Consider the following 6311-nt stretch of genomic DNA (forward strand, 5'->3'; position numbering starts at 1 on the left):
TAAGCAAGGGCTTCTTGATGACTATATTTGTGAGCAACTTCGTTGCCCTTCGGTTAGGTTTGCGTAAGTCCTAATTTAATATCATCGTAGTGGATAAATAATTTGTCATTGGATAAAAAAGGAATTTTTTTATAAATACCATCACGTTTAAATACCAAAGTAGCCGATTGCACTAAAAGTAGCGGTACAAAAAAACAAAACTACCAACATCGGTAATAGAACAGCAAATAAATCTTTGGGCATGCCTTTGGCAAAAACAGGAAATAAAAATGCAATCGGTAATACTGCAATAAATGCAAGTTGTGCAGCGTTGGCTTTAAATTGTTTTCCCATATTATGACTCGATGTATTTATCTGAAGTGAGTATTGAATGATATTAGCATAATTTTTCGACAAGATATTTTTTTTATCAAAAAATAGATGACTATTTTCGTATGGATTTAACGCAATCAGCACTAGCCTAAAGCCCTAGAATTAAAGTAAAATAAGTCATCTTGTCAAGACAGAACAGCGGAACGCAAAGTCGGCTGTGGAGCAAAACATTCATGTATATCGTGGTTGGTGCTAAGGCACATTCTGATTTTAAAATCAAACAACTTTTCGAGCGTTTAAATCAAATTGACGGTGCAAAAGGTCTGCAAACGATTGAAAGTCAATGGGTTTATTTTTTTGACCAAGCATTAACCGCAGAACAACAGCAACAAGCTGAAGCTTTGCTTAACGAAGGTGAACATTTTAGCTTACGCCAACCCGCAACTGATGAACTACAAATTTTAGTGACACCGCGTATCGGGACGATTTCACCGTGGTCATCCAAAGCCACAGATATTTTTAACAATTGTAATGTGCCTGTGCATCGTATTGAGCGTGGCATCGTTTATACTTTAAAAGGTCTAAAAAATCTTAGCCCTGCGGTAAAACTTGCCTTGCACGACCGCATGACCGAAAGCGTGTTTGAAAGCACCAATCCAAATAATCTGTTTAGCGAATCTGAACCTAAGCCATTACAAAGTATTGATATTTTGGCAGGGGGCAAGGCGGCATTGATCAAAGCCAATCAAGAATTTGGTTTTGCCTTATCAGAACAAGAAATCGATTATCTCACAGAAGCATTCCAAAAGCTTGGACGCAATCCGCACGATATTGAATTGATGATGTTTGCACAGGCGAACTCGGAACATTGTCGCCATAAAATTTTTAATTCGGAATGGACGATTGATGGCGAAACACAGCCATTATCATTATTCCAAATGATTAAAAATACCCATAAAACTTCACCACAAGAGGTATTGTCAGCATATAAAGACAATGCGTCGGTGATTACCGGTTTTGATGCCAATCGCTTTTATCCGATTTTAGATGAAAAAACTGGGCATTATGTCTATCAAAGCAAAAATCAGCCTACCCATATTTTGATGAAAGTGGAAACCCACAATCACCCAACTGCGATTGCACCTTTTGCAGGGGCGGCGACAGGTTCAGGCGGTGAAATCCGTGATGAAGGGGCGACAGGGCGTGGCGGTAAACCAAAAGCAGGTTTGACAGGCTTTACTGTATCAAATTTGAATATTCCAAATTTTGAACAACCTTGGGAAAATCAATACGGTAGGCCAAGCCGTATGGCATCACCATTGCAAATTATGATTGATGGTCCTTTGGGCGGTGCGGCATTTAATAATGAATTTGGTCGTCCGAATTTGGCAGGTTATTTCCGTACTTTTGAACAAAATGTTAATGGCGAAGTCAAAGGTTTTCATAAGCCAATTATGATTGCTGGTGGTTATGGCAATATCCGTGCCGACCATGTGGAAAAAAATGATATTCAATCCGGCGATTTGTTGATTGTGCTTGGCGGTCCTGCCATGTTGATTGGTTTGGGCGGTGGTGCTGCGTCGTCTGTGGATAGCGGTACGATGGGCGAAAATTTGGATTTTGCATCGGTACAACGTGAAAACCCAGAAATGGAACGCCGTTGTCAAGAAGTGATTGATACGTGCTGGCGTTTGGAAGAGCAAAACCCGATTGTATCGATTCATGATGTCGGTGCAGGTGGTTTGTCGAATGCTATGCCTGAATTGGTTAATGACCATGAGCTAGGTGCGGTGTTGAATCTGCGTAAAATTCCATCATTGGAAGCAGGCATGAGCCCGATGGAAATTTGGTCGAATGAAGCCCAAGAACGTTATGTATTGGCGATTCGTCCAGATTCTTTAGCAGAGTTTGAAAGTATCTGTCAGCGTGAGCGTTGCCCATTTGCGGTATTGGGTGAAGCGACCGAAGCACGTCATTTGACGGTAGAAGACCCATTATTTGACAATAATGCGGTGGATTTGCCGATGCAAGTGATGTTGGGCGGTACGCCACGTATGCAACGTGGATTTAATAAGATTGACCGTCAAGGTGATGATTTTGATTTAACTCAGGTTGAATTACCAGATGCGATGACACGTGTGTTAAAAAATCCAACTGTGGCATCAAAATCGTTCTTGATCACCATCGGTGACCGTTCGATTACTGGTATGGTTGCTCGTGATCAAATGGTTGGTCGTTGGCAAGTGCCTGTAGCCGATGTTGCCGTAACCACAACCAGCCTAGATAGCTATACGGGTGAAGCGATGGCAATGGGTGAACGTCCGCCAGTGGCATTGCTTAACCCATCAGCATCAGCACGTTTGGCAGTAGCGGAAGCGATTACTAACCTTGCAGCGGCAAATATTGCTAAAATTGGCGATATTAAAATGTCAGCGAACTGGATGGCAGCAGCAGGACAAGCCGGCGAAGACCAAGCTTTATTTGAAGCGGTACAAACCGTCGGTATGCAAATTTGCCCAGAATTGGATATTGCTATTCCAGTCGGTAAAGACTCGTTGTCGATGCGTACTACTTGGCAAGACAATGGCGAAGACAAAGCGGTGACTTCACCGATGTCTTTGATTATTACCGGTTTTGCCCCTGTACAAGACGTACGTAAGACTTTGACTCCAGAGCTAAAAAATATTGCTGATAGCGTCTTGGTGCGTATTGATTTATCACGTGGTAAATTACGTCTAGGTGCATCTATCTTGGCACAAGTATATCAATCTTTGGGTACAGATGCTCCAGATGTAGATAATGTCAGCGATGTGCGTGCCTTGTTTGACTTGGTACAAGATTGGAATAATCGTGGCTTGATTCAAGCTTATCACGATATTGCTGATGGTGGGATGTTTGTCACCGTGGCGGAAATGATGTTTGCATCTCGCTTGGGTGTGGCATTAGAATCACAAAGCATCAATAGTTTATTTGCCGAAGAAATTGGCGTAGTCATGCAGCTGAAAGCGGAAGATTGGCAACAATTACAAGCTGAATTAAATGGTCATGTCTTGCAAGATGCCATCAGTCAAATCGGTACAGCAAATGATAGCGACAAGTTAAGCGTCAATGGTTTGTTGTTGGCACGCACCGAATTACAGCAAAAATGGTCGAGTACATCGCATCAAATTCAACGTTTGCGTGATAATGCCGATATGGCAGACCAAGAGTTTGAATTGATTGGTGAAAAAGACCATTTAGGTTTGATTGCCAAAGCGACGTATGACTTAGATGAACAAATCGAAGCTCCATTCTTAAATCTTGCTCGTCCGAATATGGCGATTTTGCGTGAACAAGGCGTAAACGGTCATGTGGAAATGGCAGCAGCATTTGATAAAGTGGGCTTTAATGCGGTTGATGTGCACATGAGCGACTTGCTCGCAGGGCGTGTACAGTTGAGCGACTTTGCAGGCTTGGTGGCGTGTGGTGGTTTCTCTTATGGTGATGTGCTTGGTGCAGGTGGTGGCTGGGCGAAATCGGTGTTATTTAATGCACAATTACGCGACCAATTCCAACAGTTCTTTGAGCGTGATGATAGCTTTAGCTTAGGTATTTGTAACGGTTGTCAGATGTTGTCACAGCTTGCATCGCTTATTCCAGGGGCGGAGCATTGGGCAAGATTCCATCGCAATACGTCCGAAGTGTTTGAAGCTCGTACTGTCAATGTACAGGTAGAAAAATCGGTATCGGTATTGTTTGATGGTATGGCAGGTTCGATTTTACCGATTGCCATTGCACATGGTGAAGGGCGTGCGGTGTTAAGTGATGCTGATTTGCAAAGCTTAAATGACAATCAACAAATCACTTTGCGTTATGTCGATAGTCATGGTCAGCCAACGCAGCATTATCCGCTTAACCCAAATGGTTCACCGCAAGCAATTACGGGTATGACGTCTAAAGATGGTCGTGCAACCATCATGATGCCACATCCAGAGCGTAATTTCCGTGCGGTGCAACATTCATGGAAACCAGAAGAATGGCAAAATGACGGGGCTTGGTTGCGTTTGTTTAGAAATGCACGCAAATTTGTTGGTTAATATTTACTGTGATGAGAAGTAAGGGCATATTTAATATGCCCTTATTTTTTGAGTTATAAGTAAAAGGACAAAATTAAATGTAGTTTTCGGTTTATCCTGAGCTTGTCAAAGGGTAGCGGAAAACCGTTATGGTTCCTTGCGAGCTACAGTTCTCATCACCACGAACGGTTTGCTCTCAAGTGGTGTTGTGTAGGACGTCCAATATTATTCTGAAGTCAAAAAAAATACCACCTGAGTTGCAGATGGTACTTTTGTATTTGTTATTACAGAGATTATTTTAGACTTGGACTAGATGGCTTTAAGACTTTATAAATCCCAAACATCGCAATCGTCCAAATTGGTAATAAAATCACCGCATATTCAAAGCCTTGTTTTGCCATAACAAAGAAAATCACCGCCACAAATGCCAAAACAATATAGTTCGTGACAGGATAAAATAAGGCAGGGAAACTGGTCGTTTTGCCCAATTTGATCATCTGTTGCTTAAAGCGAATATGAGTAATACTGATCATTGCCCAGTTTAGAACCAAAATACCCACGATGATATAAACCAAATGTTTTAAGGTATCTTCGAAGAAGAAATTTAAAACTACACAGCTAAAGATCAACAGTGATGAAAATAATGATGCATTGATTGGTGTGCCTTGTTTATTGGTTTTGGCAAACATTTTTGGTGCATTGCCTTGTTCTGCCAAGCTAAACAACATACGACTGTTGGCATACATTCCACTGTTATAGACTGACAAAGCTGCGGTCAAAATAATAAAGTTCAGTAAATGTGCTGCCCAATGGATGCCCATCTGACTAAAGATCATTACAAATGGACTTTTGTCCAAATTGTCTGCACTGCCAAATTGTAATTGATTCCATGGTACCAAAGACAACAAGATCGCTAGAGCCAACACATAGAAAATCAAAATACGCCATACCACTTGATTGATGGCTTTAGGAATGGTTTTTTGTGGATTATCCGCTTCAGCAGCCGTCATACCGATTAATTCAATACCACCAAAAGCGAACATGATAAAGGCAAGCATATAAAACAAGCCATCAAATCCATGTGGGAAAAATCCGCCCTGTGCCCATAAATTGGTAATTGTTGCTGTCGAACCAATATCTGCAGTCAAAAGCAAGTAAGCACCAAATACAATCATGGAAATGACCGCAACGACTTTAATAATTGATAGCCAAAATTCTGCTTCGCCATAAAATTTGACATTGAGTAAGTTGATTGCAGACACGATCAAAAAGAAGAAAAATACAGATGCCCATACTGGAACGTCAGGCCACCAGTAATTGACGTATTTACCGACAGCAGTAAGTTCACTCATCGCAACCAAAATGTACAATACCCAGTAGTTCCAACCCGTCAAGAACCCTGCAAACTTACCCCAATATTTGTAAGCGAAATGACTAAATGAACCTGCTACAGGTTCTTCAACGATCATTTCACCCAAATGTCGCATAATCAAAAAAGCAATCAAACCACCGATTGCATAACCTAAAATAATTGACGGCCCTGCTTGTGGGATAATATGCCCTGCACCCAAAAATAGACCTGTACCGATTGCCCCACCCATGGCAATCAGTTGGATATGACGATTCTTCAAACCACGTTGAAGAGATGAGTTATGTTCACTCACAGCAAATACTCATACTGTTAAAAAAGAAAGGCTTATTGTAAGGTATTCATTTTAAATAGACTAGGTATAATGCAATAAAATATGATATAAATTGATTGTTTTGGCGATATTCATAGAAAAATATTATATAATAATACCATTCGTGCTGCTTTTTTCTGCTGTAGTAGCCCAAATTTTTCTTATCTACCATTTCATTTATGTCATTTAGGACTTACGCAAACCTAACCGAAGGGCAACGAAGTTGCTCACAAATATAGTCATCAAGAAGCCCTTGCTTAAT

3 protein-coding genes are annotated in these 6311 nt (G+C 41.1%); 1 reads left to right on the forward strand and 2 read right to left on the reverse strand.

What is annotated here, in order from left to right:
• Nucleotides 1–147 precede the first annotated feature (147 nt).
• Complete coding sequence (locus ACEYX7_RS10260; RefSeq protein ID WP_374805244.1) at nucleotides 148–333, reverse strand: hypothetical protein; 186 nt, start codon at nucleotides 331–333, stop codon at nucleotides 148–150.
• 212 nt (nucleotides 334–545) lie between these two features.
• On the opposite strand from ACEYX7_RS10260, the gene purL reads away from it, so the two are divergent.
• On the forward strand, nucleotides 546–4388 hold the full coding sequence (purL, locus tag ACEYX7_RS10265) for a phosphoribosylformylglycinamidine synthase (protein WP_374805245.1): 3843 nt from the start codon (nucleotides 546–548) through the stop codon (nucleotides 4386–4388).
• Nucleotides 4389–4660: 272 nt separating this feature from the next.
• On the opposite strand, the gene ACEYX7_RS10270 is transcribed toward purL, so the two are convergent.
• The gene (locus ACEYX7_RS10270) at nucleotides 4661–6031 is read right to left on the reverse strand and encodes an amino acid permease (protein ID WP_374807078.1); all 1371 of its coding nucleotides are present in this window, start codon (nucleotides 6029–6031) and stop codon (nucleotides 4661–4663) included.
• Nucleotides 6032–6311: the final 280 nt, after the last annotated feature.

The organism is Hubeiibacter jixunmingi (genome assembly GCF_041928215.1).
GTDB lineage: Bacteria > Pseudomonadota > Gammaproteobacteria > Pseudomonadales > Moraxellaceae > Acinetobacter.